Source organism: Streptomyces sp. N35 (assembly GCF_016464295.1).
Taxonomy (GTDB): Bacteria; Actinomycetota; Actinomycetes; order Streptomycetales; family Streptomycetaceae; genus Streptomyces.
Genome location: NZ_JAEIMH010000008.1, coordinates 53,717 through 54,642, shown reverse-complemented (window position 1 = coordinate 54,642; position 926 = coordinate 53,717). Strand labels below are relative to the sequence as shown.

Sequence of the window (926 nt, the reverse complement as noted above, 5' to 3'; positions counted from 1 at the left end):
CGGCCCCCTCCCCCCCCCCCCCCGCACGGCCGCCGCGCGGGGCCCCTCGGGGGGGGGGGGGGGGCCGCCGCGGGTGACCTTTTGCTACGCGGCGTGCCGGTGCAGGAAGGCCGCGAGGTGCTCGGCGAAGCCCGGCGCCCGCGCGACGAAGTGACCCGCCCCCGGGTGCACACCGCGCTCACCGCCGAGTGCGGCCGCGAGCGCGTCGCAGATCCGCTCGTGCGCGGCCGCGTGATCCCCGGACACCACGAGCACGGGGACCCCGGCCTCCCGGAGCGCGTCGAGCCGGGGGCGCGCCTCGCCGGGCAGCCGGGCACCCCGCGCCCGCCGCACCCCGGCCACCACGCCCTCGGGCAGCGGCCCTTCATCCACGGACGCGCCCGCGATACGGAGGAACTCCCGCAGCGTCTGCGGATCCGCATCCATCCCGTACGAGAGCACCGCGTGGCCGATGCGCTCGAGCCGTGCCACGTCGGGATCGTCCGGTACGAGGTAGGCGAGGGGCGGCTCGATCAGGGTGAGCGAGCGCACCGGGCCGGGCGCGGCAGCGGCCGCGATCAGCGTGCCGAGGACCCCGTAGGAGTGGGCGACGACGTGCGGGCGGCCCGCGAGCAGCGGCGCCAGGTCCAGGGCGTCGACCTCGAAGTCCTGGCCCCGCTCGGGAGACGGGCTCGGCGGATAGCCCCGGCGATGCACACGGGCCAGCGTCCACCGCTCGGCCAGCGGCGCGAGAGTGCCCCAGGTCGTCCGCGGACCCGCCCCGCCGTGCACCAGCAGGACCTCGGGCCCCGAGCCCTCGCGCACCACCACGATCTCGCCCATGGGCGGTCAGCCTAGCGAGGCACGACGAGGCCCCCGGCCGCAGCTGGCCCGGGGCCCCAGTCGGGGGGGGGGGAAGAGGGGGGGGGAAATTCTTTCCGCGAAGG

The 926-nt window shown here is 78.1% G+C and carries 1 protein-coding gene; it reads right to left on the bottom strand.

Features of this window, described 5'->3' with window-relative positions; translation table 11 throughout:
- Positions 1-84 precede the first annotated feature (84 nt).
- Positions 85-822, bottom strand: coding sequence for an alpha/beta fold hydrolase (locus JAO81_RS06740; RefSeq protein ID WP_199546844.1), 738 nt, complete (start codon positions 820-822; stop codon positions 85-87).
- Between the last annotated feature and the right edge of the window lie 104 nt (positions 823-926).

Coding starts and splice junctions, on each gene's coding strand:
- JAO81_RS06740 (WP_199546844.1), bottom strand. CDS start 822: ATGGGCGAGATCGTGGTGGTGCGCGAGGGCTCGGGGCCCGAGGTCCTG.